This is a genomic window from Roseburia sp. OF03-24 (assembly GCF_003463035.1).
GTDB classification, from domain to species: domain Bacteria; phylum Bacillota; class Clostridia; order Lachnospirales; family Lachnospiraceae; genus Roseburia; species Roseburia rectibacter.
Genome location: NZ_QSCK01000025.1, coordinates 13,851 through 37,394, shown reverse-complemented (window position 1 = coordinate 37,394; position 23,544 = coordinate 13,851). Strand labels below are relative to the sequence as shown.

General features: G+C 40.7%; 20 protein-coding genes. 7 read left to right on the top strand and 13 right to left on the bottom strand.

Features of this window, described 5'->3' with window-relative positions:
• Positions 1-15: 15 nt before the first annotated feature.
• On the bottom strand, positions 16-981 hold the full coding sequence (locus DXA60_RS13130; protein WP_117921863.1) for an ABC transporter permease: 966 nt from the start codon (positions 979-981) through the stop codon (positions 16-18).
• A 117-nt stretch (positions 982-1,098) separates the two neighbouring features.
• Positions 1,099-2,700, bottom strand: a complete 1,602-nt coding sequence (locus tag DXA60_RS13125; RefSeq protein WP_117921862.1) for an extracellular solute-binding protein — start codon at positions 2,698-2,700, stop codon at positions 1,099-1,101.
• A gap of 253 nt (positions 2,701-2,953) precedes the next feature.
• On the opposite strand from DXA60_RS13125, the gene DXA60_RS13120 reads away from it, so the two are divergent.
• The 3 genes from DXA60_RS13120 to DXA60_RS13110 all read left to right on the top strand — a co-directional run bounded on the left by DXA60_RS13120 (position 2,954) and on the right by DXA60_RS13110 (position 7,183).
• Positions 2,954-5,221 carry a helix-turn-helix domain-containing protein gene (locus DXA60_RS13120; RefSeq protein WP_117921861.1) on the top strand — a complete coding sequence of 756 codons (2,268 nt, stop codon included), beginning with the start codon at positions 2,954-2,956 and terminating at the stop codon, positions 5,219-5,221.
• A 46-nt stretch (positions 5,222-5,267) separates the two neighbouring features.
• Entirely contained in the window at positions 5,268-6,701 is a 1,434-nt protein-coding gene (locus DXA60_RS13115; protein ID WP_199536228.1) for a serine hydrolase domain-containing protein, read from the top strand.
• 257 nt (positions 6,702-6,958) lie between these two features.
• Positions 6,959-7,183, top strand: a complete 225-nt coding sequence (locus DXA60_RS13110; RefSeq protein WP_147345393.1) for a hypothetical protein — start codon at positions 6,959-6,961, stop codon at positions 7,181-7,183.
• A gap of 232 nt (positions 7,184-7,415) precedes the next feature.
• On the opposite strand, the gene DXA60_RS13105 is transcribed toward DXA60_RS13110, so the two are convergent.
• From DXA60_RS13105 to DXA60_RS13095, 3 genes are all read right to left on the bottom strand, one after another.
• A complete protein-coding gene (locus DXA60_RS13105) occupies positions 7,416-8,219 on the bottom strand; it encodes a gluconate 5-dehydrogenase (RefSeq protein WP_015560591.1) in 804 nt (267 codons plus the stop codon).
• 198 nt (positions 8,220-8,417) lie between these two features.
• Positions 8,418-9,899, bottom strand: coding sequence for a UxaA family hydrolase (locus DXA60_RS13100; RefSeq protein ID WP_117921858.1), 1,482 nt, complete (start codon positions 9,897-9,899; stop codon positions 8,418-8,420).
• Positions 9,900-9,913: 14 nt separating this feature from the next.
• On the bottom strand, positions 9,914-11,380 hold the full coding sequence (locus tag DXA60_RS13095) for a tagaturonate reductase (protein ID WP_117921857.1): 1,467 nt from the start codon (positions 11,378-11,380) through the stop codon (positions 9,914-9,916).
• A gap of 313 nt (positions 11,381-11,693) precedes the next feature.
• On the opposite strand from DXA60_RS13095, the gene DXA60_RS13090 reads away from it, so the two are divergent.
• The 4 genes from DXA60_RS13090 (at position 11,694) to DXA60_RS13075 (ending at position 15,872) form a co-directional block, all read left to right on the top strand.
• Positions 11,694-12,704, top strand: a complete 1,011-nt coding sequence (locus DXA60_RS13090; protein ID WP_117921856.1) for a LacI family DNA-binding transcriptional regulator — start codon at positions 11,694-11,696, stop codon at positions 12,702-12,704.
• A gap of 24 nt (positions 12,705-12,728) precedes the next feature.
• Complete coding sequence (gene uxaC, locus DXA60_RS13085) at positions 12,729-14,144, top strand: glucuronate isomerase (protein ID WP_117921855.1); 1,416 nt, start codon at positions 12,729-12,731, stop codon at positions 14,142-14,144.
• A gap of 106 nt (positions 14,145-14,250) precedes the next feature.
• Positions 14,251-15,114, top strand: coding sequence for a 5-dehydro-4-deoxy-D-glucuronate isomerase (kduI, locus tag DXA60_RS13080; protein WP_117921854.1), 864 nt, complete (start codon positions 14,251-14,253; stop codon positions 15,112-15,114).
• A gap of 119 nt (positions 15,115-15,233) precedes the next feature.
• Positions 15,234-15,872, top strand: a complete 639-nt coding sequence (locus DXA60_RS13075; RefSeq protein ID WP_117921878.1) for an RpiB/LacA/LacB family sugar-phosphate isomerase — start codon at positions 15,234-15,236, stop codon at positions 15,870-15,872.
• On the opposite strand, the gene DXA60_RS18900 is transcribed toward DXA60_RS13075, so the two are convergent.
• The 8 genes from DXA60_RS18900 to DXA60_RS13040 all read right to left on the bottom strand — a co-directional run bounded on the left by DXA60_RS18900 (position 15,869) and on the right by DXA60_RS13040 (position 23,538).
• Positions 15,869-16,015: a hypothetical protein gene (locus DXA60_RS18900; protein WP_006856007.1), complete on the bottom strand. Its 147-nt coding sequence runs from the start codon at positions 16,013-16,015 to the stop codon at positions 15,869-15,871. The genes DXA60_RS13075 and DXA60_RS18900 overlap by 4 nt on opposite strands.
• 123 nt (positions 16,016-16,138) lie before the next feature.
• Positions 16,139-16,576: a GerW family sporulation protein gene (locus tag DXA60_RS13070; RefSeq protein WP_117921853.1), complete on the bottom strand. Its 438-nt coding sequence runs from the start codon at positions 16,574-16,576 to the stop codon at positions 16,139-16,141.
• A 29-nt stretch (positions 16,577-16,605) separates the two neighbouring features.
• Positions 16,606-17,541, bottom strand: a complete 936-nt coding sequence (locus DXA60_RS13065) for a hypothetical protein (protein WP_117921852.1) — start codon at positions 17,539-17,541, stop codon at positions 16,606-16,608.
• 10 nt (positions 17,542-17,551) lie between these two features.
• Entirely contained in the window at positions 17,552-17,869 is a 318-nt protein-coding gene (locus tag DXA60_RS13060) for a hypothetical protein (RefSeq protein WP_117921851.1), read from the bottom strand.
• A 32-nt stretch (positions 17,870-17,901) separates the two neighbouring features.
• The gene (locus tag DXA60_RS13055; protein WP_006856003.1) at positions 17,902-18,354 is read right to left on the bottom strand and encodes an NUDIX hydrolase; all 453 of its coding nucleotides are present in this window, start codon (positions 18,352-18,354) and stop codon (positions 17,902-17,904) included.
• A gap of 79 nt (positions 18,355-18,433) precedes the next feature.
• Positions 18,434-19,924, bottom strand: coding sequence for a peptidoglycan D,D-transpeptidase FtsI family protein (locus tag DXA60_RS13050; protein ID WP_117921850.1), 1,491 nt, complete (start codon positions 19,922-19,924; stop codon positions 18,434-18,436).
• On the bottom strand, positions 19,863-21,239 hold the full coding sequence (locus DXA60_RS13045) for an FtsW/RodA/SpoVE family cell cycle protein (protein WP_117921849.1): 1,377 nt from the start codon (positions 21,237-21,239) through the stop codon (positions 19,863-19,865). The genes DXA60_RS13050 and DXA60_RS13045 overlap by 62 nt, the downstream gene beginning before the upstream one ends.
• 4 nt (positions 21,240-21,243) lie before the next feature.
• A complete protein-coding gene (locus tag DXA60_RS13040) occupies positions 21,244-23,538 on the bottom strand; it encodes a U32 family peptidase (protein WP_243006881.1) in 2,295 nt (764 codons plus the stop codon).
• Between the last annotated feature and the right edge of the window lie 6 nt (positions 23,539-23,544).

Below are 23,544 nucleotides of genomic sequence, written 5' to 3'. Positions count from 1 at the left end.
ATCTGCTGCTCCTTCCTAGACGATTCCGCGTCCATCACGTACTTTCTTGCTTAAGTGATTGCAGAACAGTACCAGTACACAACCAACCAGAGATTTGAACAGACCAACGGCTGTCGTATAACCGTAATTTGGAATCGCACCACTGTTGAAAGTCTGATAGTAAATATAAGTTTCAAGTACGTTTGCTGTACCTAAAACAGCATCGTTCTGCATTACAAATGCGGACTCGAACAGGTTCATAACCTTTGCAAGGTTTAAGATTAAAACAGTAAGGATCGTATTCTGTAATGCCGGGAATGTGATATATCTCATCTTGCCCCAGCGTCCTGCACCATCCATTGCTGCAGCTTCATAAAGCTCTGTATTTATTCCGGCAAGCGTAGCCATAAAGATAACGGTCTGCCAACCGGTTTCTTTCCAAATATTAATGATATAGTACGCAAGTCTCCACCATTTTGAATCCCCCAGGAAATAAATTCCGGAGTCAATCACACCAGCATTGATAAGAAATGTATTTACAAGACCTTCTGCTGTCGGTGCTAAGATCAAAGTAAAGACAGATGCGGTAACTACCCATGACATAAAGTGTGGCAGATAAATAATTGTCTGCACGATCTTTTTAAAATGAATATTTGCGATCTCATTCAAAAAGATAGAAACAATAACAGCAGCTGCTGTTGTCAAAAACAATTTGATAATACTAATCTGTAAGGTATTCCAGAATGCCGTCCAGAAATTTGGCATGGAAAACATTTTCTGAAAATTTTTGAGACCAACAAAACTTGCCTCTTTGATTCCGTTATAATCGGTAAATGCAAAACGGATTCCAAGCATTGGCAAATAAAAGAATATTAATGCAAAAATTAATACAGGAAGAAACATCAGATAGAATCCTCTGTATTTATAGATTTTTGCTGCCAGGTGGTTCTTCTTTCCACCAGTTGTAGCCGTTACGGCTGATTTTTCATTGCTTTTTCTCATATCTGTTCTTCCTTTTCAATCAAACATGAATTTGTGATCCATGATCGGTGCCGGCTGCAGATATCCGCAGCCAATACACCAATCATAGTTCTTAGTTCCGTTTACCGGAAAGTTTTATTATTTGTTTAAAGAATCAACGATTGCCTGTGACCACTCTGCACCGTGATTTGACTCAAACTGTGCATATGCATCATCAACAGTAATCTCACCCATAACAACTTTTGCGATCAGCTCGTTCTTTAATGTTGTTAAATCACCGTTGTACTCGCTCATCTCATCTGTTGTAGGAACAAGATCAGCAGCTTTGCAGTTATCATTGAATAACTGTGCAGACTCTTTTGCTTCTGCTGCTACAGATTCTTCCTGAGGATCGTTAGCAAGCTCAACTAAAGCAAGCATTGGATCGATGTGAGCTTTGGTGTACTGTGTACCCTCTTTCTCACGGTTCTCTAACATATGGAATTCACCATCAGCATAAGTTTTCTCGTTCTCTGTTCCAGCAAATAATGTCTCTGCTGCTGTTGACCAGTGAACACCTTCTACACCGTATGTCCATAAGAACTGAACATCTCCGCCATCCTGCATCGGCTCGATGAAATATTTGAATACGCCTTCCGGATTCTCGCATGCAGATGTGATGCACCATACTGGTGGAACACGGTCAAGATACTGACCTACTTCAGCGATCGGAGGTAATGCTACTAACTCACCATCTTTGCCGTTTGCTTCAAGGTTTGTCTTTAAGTTGGTTGCCCAGGTACCTGCCCAGTAAGTAAATACACCAAAGCTGTCATCATAGAATTTGTTACGGCAGTCAGATGTACCATTTGTTAATGTGGTAGGATCAATCACGCCCTCTTTGTAGGCAGCTGACATTCTCTCAAGTGCGCTCTTCATAGAGTCATCTGTGAATCCGTCTTTCCATGTTCCGTCTTCTGCTTTATAGAAGCTTGGGTTTGCATCCTGATAGAACTCCGGTAAGTAGTTTGTATATGGAGCCTCTGTTCCGATGAAACCGGCAGCAGATACACCGTAGGTATCTCCGTTTACACCATTTCCATCCGGGTCACCGGTTGTAAATGCTTCGAGCATTGCAAGATACTCATCATAGTTTGTCGGAACATCAAGTCCGCAGTTGTCTAACCATGCTTTCTTAACATATGTAACACATCCGTTACCACGAGCTGCAGGCATACCGTATAACTTACCATCAAGTCTTACACCATCGATAACTCCTGTGCTGCCGTATGCATCCTGTCTTGTTTTTAAATCAGAAGATGCATAAGCGTCTGTCATATCCCACAGAACTCCCTGCTCTGCATAACCTGCATAATAGGTTGAAGATAAGATCATAACATCTGGCCAGTCACCACTTGCAACTGTCTGTCCTACTACATCGTAGTAAGCATCATGATCCGGCTGGATCACATTGATCTTCATTCCAAGAAGATCCTCTAATTTGGCAATGAACTCTGCCTGTCCGTTTTCCTGTGTGAAAACAGTTCCATCTACCATAATGGTGATTTCTTCTGGTTTCTCAACATCAGAATCGGTTGCTGCTACATCTGCGGAAGCATCACCGCTTTCTGTGGTTGCTTCATTATTAGTAGAAGCATTTGAATTTGTTGTTCCTGCGTTACCAGTATTGCTGGAACCGCATCCTGCCATACCAGCTACCATAGCGGCAGCCATAAGGACTGATACTACCTTCTTTTTCATAAGAACCTCCTTATTAGGAAAAATTTGTTTCGACACTGCTCTGATGTAAGTGCTTTCATGTCTTGCTCATACATTACCATCTTATGGGATTTTCAGCAAGAAACAATATTTGACAGGGGGTACAAAATTTGTTTTTGTGCCTCGCAACCCATTGATTTTACTGGTTTTTTCGGTTTCTGTTGTAATTTTCCCATATTATGATAAAATAAAAAAAGTACGATTAAAATACATCCAAAAAGGACATTTATCACCTATGAGAATAAATTTGAATCACACATCAGATACCGCAGCAAAAAATGAATCCACTACTTTTCTTATGATTCGCTTTGCTGTCACATACAGTGTCTTTTTACTTATCATTTTACTTCTGATGGTATATCTCCACCGCGTTTCAACAACACGTTCCGAACAGGATTTCTGGGATCAGGATCAGTCTACCTTTGAAAGCGCTGTATCTCTTTTAGATAATAATTTTACCACCATGGACTCTATTACCAGACAGCTCAGTATGAATACAAAACTATACCGTCTTGCTACCATGACGTCCACTGACGATAATGATTTCTACTTGTCCGGTCTTGCCATGAAGCAGTCTCTTGCTTCTTATATGTATTCTTACAATGAACTTCCATTTAGTACATATTTTGTTTATCTGAGAAACAGTGGCTATATTATCAGTGTAAACACTTTCAATTCAGAACAGCTCTATTATATAAGAAACTATTTATCTTCCGGGGCTAATTTTAATGAATGGCATGATCTGCTTAACAATAATCTTACAAAAGATGCCGCGATTTATCCTCTTTCTGATTTTATGCTTCCGGAAAGTGATAACGCTTATCTTTATGTTTTGAATATGGATGTTCTGACCTACAAAGATATTCCTGCCACTGTGGCATTTCATATCAGTGAACAGACCTTTCGCAAAATTTTCAATGGTGTCTCATTAGGTGATACCGGTTACATTCTTGCAGTTGATGATCAAAACCAGCCGGTATTTTCCCTTTGTGGAGATGAGTTTCAGTCTTCTGAGGACAATTTATCCACGCTTGCAGAATCTGTATTATCCTTATCTTACGATGGCAATAATACCTGTATTCACGACGACACCCATATCATGCGAATGGCTTCAAAAACAAATGACTGGACTTTTTATCTGGTACAGCCGGAATCTATTTATCCGTCCGACTATCAGATTATTTTCCTGTTCATCCTTTTTGCAGCAGTTGTCGGTGGACTTATCATGATATTTATTTTAGTCCGTAACAATATGCGCCCGATCCTTCACTTAGACGGCCAGCTTAAGGAAACACTGCACGCAAATACGCAGCTGATCGAGGAAGCCGCTGCGATCCGTCCAGTTTTATATGACAATTATTTAAGACAGCTGATGAGTGGTGTTATTACTACCCCTGATGAATTTGCATTTATCCAGAATTATCTGCATTTAGAGGATTCCTCGCTTCACTATTATGTTTTATATGGTGTAACTTATGAAAATGATCCTACCATTGATACTTTTCCGAATGAAAATACAGCTTCCGATAGTTCTGAAAACGCAAAAGATATCATAACAAATCTCTTAGCAAGATATTTTTCCTACGAGAACAATTTATATCTTTGTTCGCCAAAGAAACATATTTACACTTTACTGATTCCTTTTCATGAAAAACCAGACAAAATGCTGATCTCTCTTCAGGAAAAGGTTTTAAAATTTCACAGTGAGCTGTTAGAAGAATATTCAATCTGGTTTTTTGCCGGAATAGGTCTTTCCTGTTCCTTTACCAACATCTGGGAATCCTACCAGCAGGCGAAAGATGCAGCCGGCTATACCAGCAAGAACTATATTTTCCTTCCATATGAAATGTTAAAAAAAGATTCGCATGTTTATTACTATCCGGCAGAATTTTCAACCCGTCTGATCCGCTCCATTACCGGAGGCAATAAGACGCAGGTGATCGAGATTTTTAACCTGATCCATCAGGAAAATATTGAAGAACGTTCCCTTCCGTTCCAGTTATTGCGCTTTTTACTTACCGACATCCGCAATACCTTATTGAAAGCTCGATTTACCTACACCGGAGAAATTACCCCGGAGATCATGGAAATCGACACCCTGCTTTCACAGGATGAGCTTACCTTCCGTCTCTGTGAAGATATCAGCATCAGGCTGTGTGATTTCTTTGCATCAAAGTCCGAGAAAAATAACCTGATCGACAGTATTGTAACTTATATCCGTGAAAATTATAAAAATCCGGCTCTCTGTTTAAGTAAGATATCTGATGAGTTTCATATATCAGAAAGTTATTTTTCTCATATGTTTAAGGAAAATATGAACGTAAACTTTTCCGTTTATCTGGAAGATCTGCGCCTTACAGAAGCAGCCCATCTGATTGAAAAAGGTAAATCCGGCATCAATGAGATTGCATTGGAAGTTGGATATAATAACCAGACTTCTTTCCGGCGTGCATTTAAGAAAAAATTTGGCGTTACACCGAGCAGTTTCGGTGTTCAGTCTTAAATTAAAAACAATAACAGCGTAAATTAACGCAGAAATGGAGTATACAATGTTTGATTTCAAAAAAGATTCTCCAGAAAGTGTTGGCATCCCTTCCAGATGCCTTCTTAAATTTTTGGAACGTTTACAGAAAAAACAGATTCCCATGCACAGTTTTCTTCTGATGCGGCATGATACCCTGATTGCTGAAGGCTATTATGCTCCCTACCAAAAAGATACCCTGCATCGCATGTTTTCCATCAGTAAAAGTTTTACTTCCATTGCGATCGGTCTGTTAGAAGCAGAGGGAAAATTATCTCTCGATGATCCCATTGTCAGATATTTTCCGGATAAAGTTCCATCTAATGTACATCCATGGATCGCAGAAATGACGATCCGCGATATGCTCATGATGCGTACCTGTCATGCATCCACAACTTATAAAGTCAATATGAAAAATGACTGGGTAGAAAGTTTCTTTACAGTACCGCCAACTCATCCGTCAGGAAAGCTCTTTCATTATGATACTTCCTCTACACATACACTCTGTGCACTCGTAGAACGGCTTTCCGGAATGTCAATGCTCGATTACCTGAAACAAAAACTGTCCGTTCTGGAATTATCAAGCGAGTCCTATATGTTGACCGATCCCTTTGGTATCTCCATGGGTGGCAGTGGTCTTGTTGCACTTCCATCTGACCTTTTAAAATTCGGTTATCTTTTAGCTCATAATGGAAATATTAACGGAAAACAGCTCGTTCCAGCTTCTTATATCAAAACAGCTGCCTCATATCTCTCCGATACCCGCATGACAGCGCCCCTTCCAAGTGAAGCCTGTGGCTATGGATACCAGATCTGGCGCAGTGAAAAGAATGGTTTTGTCTGCTACGGCATGGGTGGCCAGTTCATCCATTACCTTCCGGATTATGATCTGCTTTTTGTTACCACCGCAGATACACAGGGAATTTCCGGCGGTAATCAGTTGATTTATGATGCTCTGTATGACAAGATTCTTCCTTATATACAGGCAAATCCACTCCCGGAGGATCAAAAATCGCATACAGAGCTTCTTTCTGTGCTCTCTTCCCTTGCGATTTCACCTCTGGACAACGGATCAAGCACAGCTCCCGCTGTTTCGCATATCTTAGGAAAGCGATATGTGTTTGAAAAAAATGACGGTGAGTTTACGGATTTTACGGCGGATTTTACAAATGATGAGGGATGTTTTACGTTTACACTGCATGACCAGATATGTTCGATCCATTTTGGTTTCGGAAAACTTGTCTGCGGACAGTTTCCAATCTATGATCAGAAATATGCCGCCAGCGGTATCTGGGTATCGGAGAATACTTTGTATGTGCGGGCGCATATTATGGATGCATTTGTGGGAAGTGTCCATTTTGAGGTGGTGTTTGGGGAATCTGATGTGACAGTGTTTATGAAGAAACAGGAAGAAAGTTTGTTTGGTGAGTTTCAGGGACATCTGTTCGGGACGATTGGCTAGCTAGAACTGCAGGTAAAACTATGTTATACCTACATTTTCTTAATAAGATTCGGGTGTCAAAAGGTGATTCTCAACTTAGCGGCTGGCAGATTTCACAAATCCGTAACTAATTTTGTGACTTTGGGAGAAAATTAGGAAATCTTGTTTTACCGGTTCATAACGCAGTGTTGCGTTGCCATGGATGGCAACACAAGTCTTAATTCTCAATGGTAAAATAGAGTTAGTAATTTGATTTTTATGAGGTGATTGATTTGGACGTGAACTCTTTATCACAAAAGTTTTATGTACGTAAATTAGACAAAAATGACCTGGATATTATTTTTGATTTGTGTTGTGGGAATCCTGTTTTTTATCAATATCATCCTCCCTTTGTCACAAAAGAAAGTATATTAAAAGACATGAAAGCACTACCATCAGGAAAAAGTTATGATGATAAATTCTACGTTGGTTTTTTTGAAAAGGAATCTTTAGTTGCTATTTAATGCTTTCTGGTCAAAAAATAACTTTCACGTTATCAACGAGGGAAAATATATTTTTATGGAGCGAAAAATATAAATTATCGCTTTTAAAAGCCAGCATATCTCACCACAAAACTTCCGGCTCCAGTGCACTAAGGCTCGCCGACAGTGCACCGGAACCGGCAATTTTATGGTTCCGGTGCACGCCCCAAGGCTCAGCCAACACCAAAGTGATGCTAACTATAAGCTGCCATTTTTACTGTGGCTGTTTACCAATATAAGCTAAAATACCACCGTCTACATACAGCACATGACCATTTACAAAGTTAGATGCATCAGATGCAAGGAATACAGCCGGTCCCTGTAAGTCTTCTGCATTTCCCCATCTTGCAGCCGGAGTTTTTGCAATAATGAACTGGTCAAACGGATGTCTGGAACCATCTGGCTGGATCTCACGAAGAGGTGCAGTCTGAGGTGTTGCGATATAACCAGGTCCGATACCGTTACACTGGATATTGAATTCACCATACTCAGATGCAATATTCTTTGTCAACATTTTTAATCCACCCTTTGCAGCAGCGTAAGCGGAAACAGTCTCACGACCAAGTTCACTCATCATAGAGCAGATGTTGATGATCTTTCCGTGACCTTTTTTGATCATAGACGGGATAACTGCTTTTGATACGATAAACGGTGCATTTAAGTCAACGTCGATTACCTGTCTGAATTCTGCCGCTGACATATCGCACATCGGGATACGTTTGATGATACCTGCATTATTTACAAGAATATCGATCACACCAACTTCTTCTTCTACTTTCTTAATGAAAGCGTTTACCTGCTCCTCATTTGTAACATCACATACATAACCATGAGCTTTAATACCTTTTTCTGCATATGCAGCTAATCCTTTATCAACCAGCTCCTGTTTGATATCATTAAATACGATGGTTGCGCCAGCCTCTGCATAAGCAGATGCGATTGCAAATCCGATACCATAAGATGCGCCTGTTACTAATGCAATTTTGCCCTCTAATGAGAAATTGTTTAAAAATGACATATTTCTATCTCCTTTTTTGTGTTATGTTTAAGATTCTATAAATAAGAATCCAGTTTCTGCGTTTTCTGCCCAATATTTCTGAAATGACAAATTGAATCCTGTGCAAATATTCTGTTGTCTAAATTATTAAACATGTGACACAATGATTACATGTTTTTGTGAATATTCATTTTATTGTCTATTGCCAGTATGTCATCTCTACAGAGTGACTCCCTGTTTAAAAATTGCCATATCATGGAATCCTGCTTCTTCACTGCGTACTTTCTTACCGGATGCAACATCGATCACATAGTCAAATAATTTCTGACCTGTTTCTTCTAACTCTGCATCTTCCACAAGAACACCCGCATTGAAATCGATCCAGTTCTTTTTCTTTCCGGCAAGAGTACTGTTGCTGGAAATCTTTACTGTTGGAACCGGGGATGCAAACGGTGTTCCGCGTCCGGTCGTAAACAGTACAATATGTGCACCGCTGGCTGCTAATGCAGTTGCAGCGACAAGATCATTACCCGGTGCGCTAAGAAGGTTCAGTCCCGGTGTATGTACACGTTCACCGTAGGAAAGAACGCCTTTTACTGCAGCACTTCCTGATTTCTGCGTACATCCCAAAGACTTATCCTCTAAAGTTGAAATACCGCCTTTTTTATTTCCCGGTGACGGATTTTCATAAATCGTCTGATGATTATCTTTAAAATACTGTTTAAAATCATTGATCAGATCTACGGTCTGATGGAACAGTTCTTCATTTTCACAGCGGTTCATCAGCAATGTTTCTGCACCAAACATCTCTGGCACCTCTGTCAGGATCGTCGTTCCACCTTTTCCGATTAAAATATCAGAAAACTTACCAACCAGCGGATTTGCTGTAATTCCGGAGAATCCATCACTTCCACCGCACTTCATGCCAATGATGAGTTTGGATGCACTGATCGGCTCACGGGAAAATCCAGCAGCATAATCGATCAGTTCTTCTAAGAGTTTTTCGCCCTCTTCCATCTCATCTTCACATTCCTGGCAGACTAAAAATTTCACACGGTTCTCATCATAATCACCAATGTATTTCTTCAGTTCACCAATATTACTGTTTTCACATCCAAGTCCAAGTACTAAAACACCACCTGCGTTCGGATGCTTTACGAGATCTGCAAGGATTGTTCTGGTGTGTTCCTGGTCGTCTCCCATCTGGGAACATCCATATGGATGAGGAAATGCAATGACTTCCTCCACAGAACCATGAACCTTTGCATTGGCACGTTTTGCCATCGCTGTTGCGATGTTGTTCACACAGCCGACCGTCGGTATGATCCAGACTTCATTACGCACACCGACGCTTCCATCCGGACGTGAAAATCCCATAAAAGTACGATCCTCTGTCTTTTTTTCCTCTGTTTTTACCGGCTCATAGGTATAGGTAAGCAGATCACCAAGAGCAGTTTTGATATTATGTACATGCACCCACTGACCGGCTTTGATATCCTCTTTTGCATTTCCGATACGGAAACCATATTTGATCACATCGCCGCCCTGCGGAATATCACTGATCGCCATCTTATGACCGGCAGGGATCATCTCAGCCGCTGTAAATTCTTTTCCATCAACAGCGACTTTTTCTCCCTCCGCAATTTCCTTTATGGCAACAATGACATTATCATTTTCATTAATTTTGATAAAATCTTTCATAAGTATTCTCCTGCTTATGCGTTAAAAGTTTTTTCCATTGCTGCTCTCATTCCAAGTGCACGGATATCTTCCATGTAACCAGTTACAGCCTCTTCCACTCCTGCTAATTTTGTAAGGTCCTCACCCCAGAAATGCTCATTGGATAATACTGCATGTGTATATTCTGCTGCATCTTTTGAACTGTTTTCTGCAAAGAACTCTAATACCGCTGCGTCATCTAAGATCTGATACTCAGCACCATCACGATGTCCGATCAATGCTTTGTCGCGAATCTCTGTACCTGTATAGAATGCCATCAGGGCAGCCAGTGAAAATGTCAGGTGTGTCGGAAGTTTTCCTTCGTTCTTAATGTACTCTAAGAAGCTCGGCATACATCTTGCGCGCCATTTTGAAACAGAGTTCAGGGAAATGGATAATAATGCATGTTTTACATATGGGTTGTTAAATCTTGTAATAACTGCCTCTGCAAAATCGATCAGATCCTGTTTCGGAAGTGTTAATGTAGGAATAACTTCATCAAAGATCGTTGCTTTCATAAAGTTGAAGATCAATTCATCCTGCATGGACTCTAACACGATATCATTACCACAGAGATAAGATGCCAGTACAAAAGAAGTATGGGCACCATTTAAGATACGTACTTTTCTCTGTTTATAAGGTTTCTGATTGTCAGTAAAGATAACCGGGAGTCCTGCATCCGGAAGTGCAAATTCTTTGCTGATATCTTTTGCACTCTCGATAACCCAGAGAGCAAATGGTTCACCTGTTACAATCAGGTTATCCTGATATCCGAACTCTTTGCAAAGTTCCTCAGCCTCATCTCTTGGGTAACCGGTTACAATACGGTCAACTAATGTGGATGTAAATACACATGCCTCATCTAACCATTTCTTAAATCCTTCTTCTAAGTTCCAGAGTACTGCAAGTTTCTCTACACACTCTTTTAAATGGATACCATTATCATCGATCAGCTCAACCGGAAGCATCACAAGACCTTTGTCCATTGCTCCGTTAAAATGTTTATATCTTTCATATAAGAATTTGGTCAATTTACCCGGATAGCTCTTCGGCGGCTCCATCTCTAATCTGTCTGTATCATCATAAACGATACCTGCCTCTGTTGTATTAGAAACAATGTAACGTAAGCTGTCAAGTTTTGCATAATCTGCATATTTCTGATATTCACCATAAGCATCTACTGCATCTGCAACGCTGGTTACGATACGGTTAATACGCTTCGGCTCTCCATCCACGATTCCTCTTAACTGTACTGTATACTGGCACTCCTGATCGTGAAATCTGTCAAGACTTCCGAACTCAATCGGTTTTACAAGTACGATGTCTCCGTTAAATTTTCCCTGCTCATTTGCAATGTCGATCATGTAGTCAACAAACGCACGAAGGAAATTTCCTTCTCCAAACTGTAATACTTTAACTGGTCTTTCTACTTTTCCTGTTTTTTTTCTGTTTAATAAATCCATGATTTCCTCCTGATTATCAGATCATTACTGCACCTTGTCATTTTGTAAGCGTTTACAATTTGTATTCTTACACCTTTTTACCGTTTCGTCAATATGTAATTTTGCACAATTTAGTGATTTTTATTATTTTTCTTTAAAATCGTCACTTTTTCTTCTACATTTTTTCTATATTTTACAAAATCTGATATTGCTTTCTTTTTTTTGTTATTGTATAATCAGACCAGTAGCAATGAAACTGCTTTCATTTTCTTTTACATTTCTTTATAAGATGTAATACAGGAAGCGATTTTAACATATTAAAGGGATTTTATTTATGACAATATACGACATTTCGAAAAAAGCCGGTGTATCCATCGCGACTGTTTCCCGTGTATTAAACGGCAGCGACAAAGTCCGACCTTCTACAAAGAAAAAAGTCATGGATATCATTGAAAAATATGATTATACACCAAACGCTTTTGCACGCGGCATGGGACTTCACTCCCTGCAGACGATCGGTATTCTCTGTGCAGATTCCTCTGATCTTTTTCTTGCAAAGGCGGTTTATTATTTAGAACAGGAACTGCAGGCAAATGGTTATGAGTCACTGCTCTGCTGTACCGGTTATAATTTAGAGATCAAACAGAATTACCTGAATTTGATCCTTTCCAAAAAAGTAGACAGTATCATTCTTGTCGGTTCTAACTTCATCGGTACTACCGAAGATGAAAACCAGTACATTAAGGATATTTCCTCACAGGTACCGATCATGCTGTTAAACGCTTCTTTCGATTATCCAAACGTTTACAGCACTTTATGTGATGACTATACGACCATGTTTGAGGCAACAGAATCTATGTTGGATTCCGGGATTGCCGATCCAGTCTATATTTATAATTCCATTTCATACAGTGGTCGCAAAAAATTAAACGGTTTCAAAGATGCTTTAAAAAAACATGGCATCTCTGATATAGAAAACAGAATCCACAAATACGACGGGGATTCCCAGCAGTTTAACGAAATTGCTGACTTTATGGATCAGGTTGCAAAAGAGGCCCCTCCTTTTCATGGAGTGATCGCTGCCGACGATGTACTCGCCGTCGGTGTAGTCAAATATGCGCAGCGCAATCATATTTCCGTACCCGATGATCTATCCATCATGGGGTACAACAATTCCATGCTGACAACCTGCTGTATTCCGGAACTTACTTCCGTGGACAACCGCCTGGAAACACAGACACATCAGTTAGTGCAGACCTTAGTGGGAGTTCTTTCTGGTGAAGAAATGCCGAAAAAATCTATTTTTTCCGGCAAATTAATTAAACGTGGAACTACCTTATTCTAAAACAAACATAATGGAGGAAAAACAATGAAACAATTTATGGACGAAAACTTCTTGCTTCAGAGCGAGACCGCACAGAAACTTTACCATTCTTACGCAGCAGATGCGCCGATCTTAGATTACCACTGCCACATCAATCCGCAGGAAATCTATGAAGACCGCCAGTTTGAGAATATTACCCAGGTATGGTTAGGCGGCGATCATTACAAATGGCGCTTTATGCGTTCCTGTGGTGTAGACGAGAAATATATCACCGGCGATGCCTCTGACAAGGAAAAATTCTTAAAATGGGCAGAAGTTCTCGGAAAAGCCATCGGTAACCCGCTCTTCCACTGGAGTCATCTGGAGTTAAAAAAATATTTCGGCTACAATGGTGTTTTAAATAAGAAAACCGCTGAGGAAGTATGGGAATTATGTAATAAGAGACTTGCAGAGAAAGATATGTCTGTCCGCAACATTATCAGACAATCCAATGTTACATTAATCTGCACCACAGATGATCCTGTTGATTCCTTAGAGTGGCATAAAAAAATCGCTGAGGATGATTCCTTTGATGTACAGGTACTTCCTGCATGGCGTCCTGACAAGGCAATGAACATTGAAAAAGTTACTTATTTAGATTATATCTCCCAGTTATCTGAAGTTTCCGGCATCAATGTAGATACGTTTGCGGCTTTAAAGAAAGCTCTTTCAAACCGCATGGATTTCTTTGCTTCCATGGGATGCAGCGTATCTGACCATGCTCTGGAATATGTAATGTATGCTCCTGCTTCTGATGATGAGATCGAGGCTATTTTTGCAAAACGTCTTTCCGGCGAAGGTGTTACACGCGCAGAAGAATTAAAATTCAAAACCGCATTTATGTTATTTGTCGGCACAGAATATACAAAACGCAACTGGGTAATGCAGCTTCATTATGGATGCAAACGTGACAACAATACTCCGATGTTTGACCGCCTTGGACCGGATACCGGTTATGACTGCATCAACAACTATGCTCCGTCTTCCGAAATGGCAGATTTCTTAAACTCTTTAAATAAGAATGGCAATCTTCCAAAGACAATCATTTACAGCTTAAACCCGAACGACAACCAGGCAATCGGCACTATCTTAGGATGCTTCCAGGATTCCACCGCTGTTGCAAAGATCCAGCAGGGTTCCGCATGGTGGTTCAACGATCACAAGACCGGTATGCAGGATCAGATGATCTCCCTTGCAAACCTCGGAAATCTTTCCGGTTTTGTCGGCATGCTGACTGACTCAAGAAGTTTCTTATCCTATACACGCCATGATTACTTCCGCAGAATCCTCTGCAACCTCATTGGTGAGTGGGTAGAAAACGGTGAGTTCCCGGCAGATTATGATACATTAGAGGAGATTATCAAAGGTATCTGCTACAACAACTCCGTAAATTACTTTGGATTTAACTTAAAAACCTGCTAAGATATAACAGATGCAGGCAGCTTTAATAACCTGATTTTCAGCGTTTTGGATTCATATATTAAGATATTTGTGATGCGCACCGAAATGCGCAGGAAAGGAACATTTTATGGAACTTCGTACTGCAGCATCTCCAAGAGATGTCAAACATTACACAACCGAACGTTTAAGAGAGGAATTTTTAATTGACGACCTGTTTCAGCCGGAAATCATCAAACTTGTATACAGCCATATCGACCGTATCATCACAGGATCTGCTGTTCCGGTAAAAGAGACTTTAAAATTAACCGCCGGCGATGAGCTGCGTGCACAGTATTTCTGCGAACGCCGTGAGCTCGGTGTGATCAATATCGGTGGTGCCGGTGTGATCACGATCGATGGAAAAGAATACAAAGTTGCCCATAAAGAAGGCATGTATATCGGCATGGGTTCAAAGGATATTTCTTTTGCAAGTGAAAACGCAGATTCCCCTGCAAAATTTTACTTAAACAGCGCTCCTGCCCATATGACTTATCCTACCGTACTGATCAAACCGGAGGGTACACCGGAAGACGGTGTTGTCATTGTAAAGGACTGTAACAAAGTTGAGCTCGGTTCTTTAGAGACAGCCAACCACAGAACGATCTGCAAATATATTCTTCCGGGACAGGTAGAAAGCTGTCAGCTTGAAATGGGTATGACAAAACTTGAACCGGGCAGCGTATGGAACACAATGCCATGCCACACACATGACAGACGTATGGAAGTTTATCTGTACTTTGATATGCCAAAAGATGCACTTGTAATGCATTACATGGGCGAACCGACCGAGACAAGACACATCGTTATGCGCAACGAACAGGCTGTTATCTCTCCAAGCTGGTCCATTCACTCCGGATGCGGTACACAGGCATACACTTTCATCTGGGGAATGGTTGGCGAGAATCAGGACTTTGATGATATGGATGATGTTGCAATGAAAGATTTAATGTAATAACCTATCGTATATTTACAGATATACATTTTTAATAACCAGATATAATGCCGGAATACGGACGTACTGCCAGTATTCCGGCAAAACAATATACCGGCAGTACAGAAATGAGGATATTCATGAAAATTGCATTAATCAACGAAAACAGCCAGGCAGCAAAAAATGAAATGATCTGTGCTACTTTAAAATCTGTCGTAGAACCAATGGGACATGAGGTATTCAACTACGGCATGTATTCTGCAGAAGATACACACCAGCTTACTTATGTGCAGAATGGTATTCTTGCAGCAGTTTTATTAAACTCTGGTGCCGCTGATTTTGTCATCACAGGCTGCGGAACCGGCGAGGGCGCTATGCTTGCATGCAACGCTTTCCCACAGGTACTCTGCGGACATATCGAGTCCCCACTTGACGCTTATCTGTTCTCACAGGTCAATGACGGAAACTGCATTGCTCTCCCATTCGCCGAGAATTTTGGCTGGGGTGGAGAATTAAATCTTACATATATCTTTGAAAAGCTGTTCTTTGCTCCGGGTGGCGGCGGATATCCAAAGGAACGTGTCGTACCGGAACAGCGCAATAAAAAAATCTTAGACGAGGTTAAAAAAGTAACTCATCGTGATCTTGTATCTATTTTAAAAGAACTTGACCGCGACCTTGTCATTGGCGCTTTAAGTGGCGATCATTTCAGCGAGTATTTCTTTGCAAACTGTAAAGACGAAGCAATCGCTGCCTGCGTAAAGGAACTGATCGGCTAGCAATCATCACAGCAGAACAGATAATACCCTGCCAGCATACATAAAATCATGAGAACAAACCCACAGAAACGGTTGTGAATCACGATCATCACAAGCATTCCCATTGCAAAGCAAAACAGTGCGAATCCAAGCATCCGTTTCATGGCAGACTCCAATAAAGAAACGCATATATTACTGATAATATATGCGTTTCTTCTTGTTTTTTATACTGTTTTAAAAACTTTTTATGACCATCCACCATTTATGAAACATGAAACCTGTGCTTCCTATTTATTCACAGAATCCTTTAAGATATCTTCCATCTCTTTTCCGGCTGCTGCCTTTGCAGCAGCATCTGTCTGATTCTCAGTAACATTCTCAGAAGATGCATCATTTTTTGAAGTAAATTTGTTTACAAAATCCGGCACCATATCAAGCACTTTTGTGATTCCGTCCTGATTCTTAATATTTACCAGTTTGGTTGTACCATTCTGGATCACAAGAACTGCGCTTGGCATGATCTTTCCACCCATACCACCGGCACCGTTATTTTTCTTTTCCTGTGAAAAAGCACCAGCTGCAACACCAAACGAAACATCAACCAGTGGAAGAATGATCGTATCCCCAATATGGATCGCATCCCCTACTACCGTCTTGGTTGTGATAAAACTGTCCATCCCTTTAAATAAAGATTCTACTGTTGTATGAAAACTATTGTCTGCCATAATGAAACCCTGCCTTTCTTTCTGCTATTTTATTTAAAAACTTTCTTTATCAAATTCCGGATATCACGCTCTTTTAATAGGCGGATACCGGATATAAGTACATGTATCAGACGTATATGTCCTTTTACGAAAAAAGTACCTTCCACATACGCTTTATCTGCTTCAAAATCCGGATAGATTCCAACATCATATTGATAAACTGCCGGAAACATTGCGAGGACTCCAAGTGCCTGTCCAGTCGCTGATGGTTCCCATAATGCAAAATTCAATTCTGTATTGATCTTTCGAAAGCGAGAATGCTTCAACAGATATTTAATCTCTCTCCAAACTACAGAAACACTATTACGGTTATGTTCATCGGTCAATACATCTTTTATCTTTCCTGCCCGGTCGGACAGATTTTCCCATTTTCTACGAACACCTTTGATTTTCTCAATGGCACTGTGAAATTTACCGGTTATCTTCTGTCCAGGCAATATCTTTCCAGAAGATATCTTTTCTGTATTTCTTTGTGCTGCGGAATCCAGCTCCGTTGTCTGTGTGTCATCTTTTGAGCCTTTCTGTTGCAACTCTGCTGTATTTTTCGATTCAGCATCCTGCTGTTGCTTTTTTATATCTGAAAAAACTCCGTTTTCATCCTCTGTTTTTTTCTCATGAACTGCCACGTCTGTGCTGTCTGCAATCGTTTCTTCCGCTTCGTCCTCCATTTTCTCACCCAGAGAAATATTCCTTCCAAACAACTTCAGCTTATAAGAAAGTCCTTCTTCATTATAGGAATACATAAAGGATAAAATATGAAGCATCCAGTGTACTTTTCCCTCTATCCGGACATTTTCTTCAATGATTCCCTCCATCCGGTAACGAACCGGCACCAAAAGCACGAGAAGAACGATCAGTAGAAAAAACGTAAGCAGTGTCAGCAGAATCCATCCGATTATTTTTAATATGAGCAATACAACCGACATTTCAAGCTCCTTAACCCTGTTTTTCTGCAAGATATGTGCGGACGGCAAATGTACCTGTGCTACGGTACACCTCATCTATAATGGATGCTGCGACCTCAACTGCTTCATCGTAACCCTTTGCCAATCCCACGATTACCATATCTTTTTTAGGATATTCCTTTTGCATCAGTTCATATGATGGTATGATATCAAGCAGATTCTGTCTGTTAGAGGCCAATGTGATCACATAAATCCCGATCTGTCCGGCATTGTGCATAATCTTCCACTTGACTTTCTTTGTCTTATGTACAATACTCTCCCCCACATACAAATCCTTATACCATATCATACATCCTGCTCCATCTTTCTGATGTGTTTTGTTTATTCATACCTGTGGCTGCCCCACAGATTATTCTTTTTTAATTCCTGATATTCCTCATACGCTCTCTCTAACATCTGTTTCTCATTCGGAAACTTCAAAAGATGATACGCCTCATGGTATTTGTAATAACCGGAATCGACAAAATACTCTTCACGCTGCGGTTTACTGTAATAACTGTCTGCCATCATCAGATACCAGTGCACCGTCTTCTCCACAACATCCTCCGGTACTGTAAATGAATACTGGCTTTTTCCGATATATTTCATCAGAGTCGCTTTCACACCAGTCTCTTCATATACTTCCCTCATCGCTGTATCTTTATATTCTTCTCCTGCTTCCACAGTTCCTTTTGGAAGTACCCATCCCTCGTATTTATTTTTGTAATTTTTGTACAAGAGCAATATTTTGCCGCGAAATATTACCACACCACCACAACTTGTTGCCTCGATCATCGCAATACCTCCTGATGTGGTCTTTTATAATACTATCATGTTTATAAGTATAATACTTTTCAAAAGCACATGCAACATTTCATTCATTATAATATGCATCAAAGACCTCTTTTGCAATCGGTACGGCATATTCACTTCCGACACCTGCTTTTTCCACGATTACGGCAATCGCAATATCAGATTTATCTTCCCTGTGTGCATATCCTACAAACCAGGAATGTGAAGAATCTGCTCCGGTAGAATACTCTGCTGATCCTGTCTTTCCTGCCGCCTCGTAACTTTGACCGCTCAATTTCTTACCGGTACCGGTCTCGACCACATAACTCATATAATCCTTTAAAATCGCAGCTTCATCCGTTGACATAAGCGTGCCATATTCTTCCGGCTCGTATTGCTCCACTAAAACTCCGTCGCTGCTTTCTACATGATCTAACACATACGGTTTCATCAAAACGCCGTCATTGTTGATCGCACTTACGATCAGCGCCATATGAAACGGTGTCACAAGCGTCTGTCCCTGTCCAATGGAAGTTGCCATAATTGCAGAAGCTCCATCTGTCTTTTCTAATACAAAACTGCTCTTAGATGCCTGCAGATCCGTCGGCAGACTGGTATTAAACAACATTTTATCACACAACTGTCCAAACCTGTCTACATCAAGCTCCATTCCGAGTGATGCATAAAATGCATTACAGGAGTTGGCAAATGCCTGACGCAGATTCTGGGTTCCGTGGCTCTTATTTCCATAACAGTGAATCGTATGATCTCCCACTGTATAGCTGCCTGTACAGGTATAACTGTAATTTTCATAGTCCGCATGTTCCTGGATATACTCTAAAGTTGTCAGTATCTTAAATGTCGATCCCGGCGGATAAAGTCCCTGTGTTGCACGGTTTAACAGTGCTGCATCTGTGTTATCGTCCGCCGTCAGGTTATCCCAGTCTGCAGCGATCGTGTTTGGATCAAAATCCGGTTTTGATACCATTGCAAGAATCTTGCCGGTAGAAGGCTCTAATACAACGATTGCTCCCTTATAGTATCCTAACGCATCATATGCCGTTGCCTGCAGTCCATAATCTAACGTCGTGACTACATTATCTCCCGGACTTTTCTCACCCTGCATTTCATCTCCGACCTTATCTAAAAAAGCTGTATTGGAACGCAGCAGGTTAAAGTTCGCAAGTGACTCAATTCCTGACTTTCCCTTGGTAGAATACCCGACTATGTGTGAAAATATACTGCCGTATGGATATCTCCTTGTCTCATTTCCCTCATTGTCCGTCACCGTCTCCGCAAGCACCTGACCATCATTTGTCAGGATCTGACCGCGTACGATTTTCTGGGCAAATGTCTCCTGTCTGGTATTGTAAGGATTATTGATAAATTCCTCACTCTTAAAAAATTGAAAGTAGGAAAAATACCCCATCAGGCAGATAAACAATGCCAGAAACGAATACGTGATAACCGCAAATTCCCGGTTTTTTGTATTTTTTTTCTTTTTACCTGTCTTAATAGAGTTCTTCGACCTGTTGTCTCTCATATCCGGTCTTTCGCTGTTTTTTTCTCGCATTGTTCTCTCCTTCATCCTGCCTCAAAATATACAATCCCTGAATCACCGCAAACAGCATCATGGTTGCCAGCAGAGAACTTCCTCCATAGCTTACTAACGGCAGTGTTACTCCGGTTGACGGAATAAATTTTGTCACACCGCCAATGGTAAGGAATACCTGAAACGCATACACTGTTCCAAGTCCTAACGCTACAAGTTTATAAAACTGTTCTTTCATCTGCATTGCAATATTTAAAAACATCAGAAAGCAGCTGATGCACACCATGATCAGACAGATTGCAAAAATACCTCCTAATTCTTCTGATATTGCAGAAAAAATAAAATCCTGCTCAACAACCGGTATTTTATTTGGTGTTCCCTGATACAATCCTGTGCCAAACCAGCCACCGGTTCCGATCGCAAACAGGGACTGGCATATCTGATACCCCTCGTTATCAATAACACTGAGCGGCTCGCGCCATGCCACAACCCTGACGCGGACATGTGAAAATAATCCATAGGCAGCAACAGCGGCGATGCATCCGACCAGAATACCGCCGGCAAAATAAAACAATTTTCTGGTCGCAACATAAAGCATAACCAGATAGGTAACAAAAAAGATCAATGCACCTCCAAGATCTCTTGATGCCACTAAGATCAATACATGTACTGCCGCCACGATCGTTGTGATACAGACGGTTTTAAAATCTGTGTTTTTATAAAGCATTCCTGCCACAAAAAACACGAATAGAATTTTCACGAACTCAGATGGCTGTATCGAAAACAGTCCACCGATCGTAACCGAGATCTTCGCACCATAACTGGTAGAACCAAATATGGTAACTGCAGCAAGTCCAATAATACCGATCATTGCATACAGCCACGTCAGTCTTCGTAATGACTGCACTTTCCGTATCAGTACCGGTATCACGATCGTAATGACCGACGCACAGATCGCGATCGCATACTGTCTTATCGCCTTCTCATAAGAAAGCCTTGTCAGCATGATAAAACCGATCATTAAAAGCATGCACATATTATTTGTCACAAGCCTGGATGCCTTAGGATACAATAACTGATAATTAACGATCACGATCGTCACTAAAATTACCTGAAGGAAATAAAGAATGATAAGATTAATTTCATCGGTAACTGTATAGAGCACTAAAAACGCGTCCAGATGGATCAGATACATAAAAAATATCTGCCGGTCAAATATATGATTTCTCTTTTCTGTACTGATTCTGCTGCGGAATGCCGAAAAACACTCATACGCATAACACGCAAACAATATGATCATCAGATATTTTGAAACTTCTACGATAAGATTTTCCATACCGTTATTCTACTCCTCGTTTATAATGTCCACCGGTATATTCTCCCATATACAGTTCCTGCAGACTGTTTTTCCCATTTAAAAAGACTGTTTTATATAAATTTAATATCTGTTTTACCTGTGATTCCTGCTCCGTTGTAAAGCTGATCCTGTATGCATGGATTCCCATTTTTTCCAGTTCATCACGATAAGGGAATAAAATCAGCGGAGCTGTATTATAAATCGTATTGTAACATTCCGTACAATTATTTTTTACCGGAAAATATTTCCCATAACGATCTTTCAGATAGGTGACAGTCCGAACCTTATCACACCCCCGGTCTGCCCCGGCATTGGCATGTACACACTGCGCAGATATCATCAGCGGCAGATTGCCATAAAAAACTATTTCACTCTGTGTATTATCCCTGTTTTGTAATTCTTTCCGGTTAAGTTCAAATGGAACCGTATCACGAACCGGCTGCATATCCCAGAGCTGCCTTTTTGCATAAGAATTCCAGATATAAAGATTGTGATCTAAAATAATATCCGTATCCGGAAGATTTTTCCTGATAAATGCAAGTTCATCATAACTTTTTACTACAAATCCATCTATCCCGGTCTGTTTCATTTCCGACAGATTTTTTTCATAGAAAGAAAGCGTAGGAAAACGAAATACTGCCGGCATAATATAATAAACTTTTTTCCCTGACAAATGAATACGGACTGTATCTTCTTTTAATGCTGCAAACAGGTTTTCTCTTGTATAACAACTGCTGTCAAGATATATGGAATCCACACAGGACTCATCAAGCAGTTTTTTTATAAAACCCCGGTTTTCAATGGAAACCGAAAGCTGTGATTTTCCATTCCCGGATGCTGCATTTTTCTCATTTTGTACAGATACCAATTTCACTGGTCGATCTTCACCCGATATTTTTTCATCTGCCCCGGCTTTATCCCTTCGTGCAGGTGCAGTCAGTGTTTCACTCAGCAATTCCAATGCATTTCTCCGCAATACATTTAAGGCCTGCACCGGGAGGAAAATATCATCATCCATATCTATATCAAGTTTTTCAAACTCATACGGCGTATTCCCGGTCTTTTTTATGCTTGCAGACACTTTTTCTTCTGTAAGCGGCTGTTTTAATGCAGCCTGTACCACATCTCCATCCGCAGAGATCCGGACATCATTCCATGTAATTTCCAGTTTAGCAGGAAAATCTTTTTTTAATCTTAAGGTTCCATTGATTTTTTCTTTTTTTTCAGACCGGACATAACGCTCTTTTATTTCTTCCCAGAGTGCTTCATTTCCTTTTGTATGCGATGGCTTATCAAATGTGATCATCTCTCTGCCATTATGTCTTTTATAGTACCCATCTGTAAATCCACTACGGTTTCCAAAATCATAAAGATGCTGCATATCTTCTTTCGTTACTTTAAAGTCTTTCTTTGCAGTCACCTCATCCGTGCGCAGACATGCATTGATATAACGATCTATGTATTTACGGTAAACAGATACCACACCAGCAGCATATTCTGCCTTTTTCATTCTTCCCTCGATTTTAAAGGAATCAACACCATTTTCGATCAGATCCGGGATCATTGATACGGTACAGAGATCCTTCGGGCTTAAAATATAGATATCACGCTCTTTTTTCCCTGTCTTTACCGGATGCTTCTTTTCATCAAAAACCTCATAGGAAAGACGGCACGGCTGGGCACATCTGCCACGGTTTCCGCTTCGTTCTCCCAGCATACTGCTGAGCAGACACTGACCGGAATAACAGTAACAAAGTGCCCCATGAACAAAGCTTTCGATTTCAATATCCACATGATCTCTGATATCACGTATTTCCGTAAGTGACATCTCACGCGCTGTCACTACACGGTCAGCCCCCATCTCCTTCATCATTGCGGCACCGTAGCGGTTTGTCACTGTCATCTGTGTACTCGTATGTATGGATAATCCAGGGAAAGCCTCTCTCACCATCTGAAAAGCTCCCATATCCTGGATGATAACCGCATCCAGTCCCTGTTTATAATAAGGCAGCAGATATGAATATAAGTCTTCGGTCAGTTCACGTTCCTTAAACAGGGTATTTACCGTGAGATATACTTTTCTCCCATGGATATGCGCATAATCGATTGCCGAAAGCAGTTCTTCCTCGGTAAAATTATCAGCATAGGCACGTGCCCCGAATCTTCCTCCACCGAGATATACTGCATCTGCACCGGCATTTATTACTGCACGAAAGGTTTCCATGGAGCCTGCCGGTGCTAACAATTCTATATTCTGATATCGTTTATTACTGTTCATTCTGAT